The sequence below is a fragment of the Enterococcus sp. 3H8_DIV0648 genome (assembly GCF_002140655.1).
GTDB classification, from domain to species: Bacteria; Bacillota; Bacilli; order Lactobacillales; family Enterococcaceae; genus Enterococcus_A; species Enterococcus_A hulanensis.
Window position 1 is genome coordinate 681898 of the sequence record NZ_NGLG01000002.1, and the last position, 1738, is coordinate 683635.

At 34.3% G+C, this 1738-nt stretch carries 3 protein-coding genes; all 3 read right to left on the reverse strand.

From position 1 onward, the window contains the following. A partial coding sequence (locus tag A5875_RS19430) for an ABC transporter permease (protein ID WP_176244791.1) occupies positions 1–281 on the reverse strand: 281 nt, incomplete at its 3' end. Further along, positions 278–1195: an ATP-binding cassette domain-containing protein gene (locus A5875_RS19435; protein ID WP_088935221.1), complete on the reverse strand. Its 918-nt coding sequence runs from the start codon at positions 1193–1195 to the stop codon at positions 278–280. The genes A5875_RS19435 and A5875_RS19430, both read right to left, overlap by 4 nt. Positions 1196–1492: 297 nt before the next feature. Beyond that, positions 1493–1738 (reverse strand): LytTR family DNA-binding domain-containing protein (locus A5875_RS19440; protein ID WP_141108386.1); only part of this gene is annotated, 246 nt, incomplete at its 5' end.

The following is a 1738-nucleotide window of genomic DNA, read 5'->3' on the forward strand; positions in this document are numbered from 1 at the left end:
ACAGGATACGTAAATAATACTTGAAGTGTTTTATTCTTGTACTCATCTATCACCAGACGAGAGAGCAGTACGGCAGAAAAAATGACGAACACGACTCGAATAATGATATTAACAAAAGACATATAGCTATTAAAGTTAGTGAACATCAACTCCCCTTGATTTTGGGCCATCTTTGCCATAAATGCCGTGATCAAGAAGATCAACACTGTAGCAATAAGCGTCGTTTTAAAGTATTTGGATAAACGATTCTTTTTCCATTCAAGTTTCATCAGTTTCATCATGCTGATTCCTCTCCTTTGATTATATTCAAAAAGTATTTTTCCAATGTTTCTTGATGTTGTTCAATTTTCAAAATTTTTAGATTCGCTCTAACCAGTGATTGCATAACTGAAGACTGGTCAACTTCTGTATTTTTCAGATAAAGTATCTTACCTACTTGCTTAATTTCAGGATTGCCAAACTGCTCTTCAAGTACCGCTATGGCTTTTTCCGGATTGTCAATTTCCAATACTACTTGACTGGTTCCGTTTGCTCTAATCTCCGATAACTGGACTTCTCTCAAGACCTTTCCCTGATTAATAACTCCAATAGTGTCGGCAATACACTCAATCTCAGAAACGATGTGACTAGAAATCAGAATAGTCATCCCATGATTGTTTTTTAGGAACAACAATAATTCTCGAATTTCCTTAATTCCAATTGGATCAAGCCCATTAATCGGTTCATCTAAAATCAAGATTTCTGGGTCTGTTAAGATGGCCCTAGCAATTCCTAATCTTTGGCGCATCCCAAGTGAAAACTCAGTTACAAGTTTTTTACCAACGGATTTGAGTCCAACAAGTTCTAAGACCTCTTCAATTTTTGCGTTGCTCATTCGATCATTATATTCACTATGCAGCTCTAGATTTTCTTTAGCCGTTAATTGATTATAAAAAACAGGCGTTTCGATAATGTTTCCAATTTTTTTTAAATATTTGTATGACTTCTTTTGAATCAATTCTTTATTTATTCGAATTTCTCCTGCCGATGGTTTTACTAAATTTAATATCATTTTCATGATAGTCGTTTTCCCTGCGCCATTGGGTCCTAAAAACCCGTAAATCTCTCCCTTTTTAATATCCATATTGACTTTGGAGACAACCTCCTCATTCTTGTATAGTTTACTAACTTCGCTAATTTCAATCATCGTTGTCATTTTTGCTCCCCCTATAGTCATTTCTTAAATCCATCTTATTCAAAAAAAATAGGGAAAAGAATTCTATTTCATAAACGGACACTCAAATTGCTTGAAAGGTAAAAAAAAGACAATACACATCTGTGCATCATCCTTTTCATTTATATATACACCTGTTTTTATCAGTAACTCAATAGCATAGGCCGCCCTTGTGATAATACGCCTGTCTATATCACGAAAACAATCGACTCGTTGCTTCAACTGAGAATCTTCTTACTATAAAAAAATGAACCAATAGAGCAACAAAGTTTAGCCGCTCTACTGATTCATTTTATTTAATAATTCTTTCATCGTCCTTCGTGAGACATTACATTCATCTTTATTCGGAAACATAATCAACCTATTAGTCCGATCAATAGAGACGATATTTGCCAAGTTTACTACAAACGAACGATGGCAACGAAACAAGCGAGTATCTATGTTTTCAAATTCACTCAATTCTCCATAAAATTCAGTAATTTTATTTTTGCTTACCAAACGTAATTTATGAGCAATTCCCGTAGT

Coding starts and splice junctions, on each gene's coding strand:
- A5875_RS19435 (WP_088935221.1), bottom strand. CDS start 1,195: ATGACAACGATGATTGAAATTAGCGAAGTTAGTAAACTATACAAGAAT.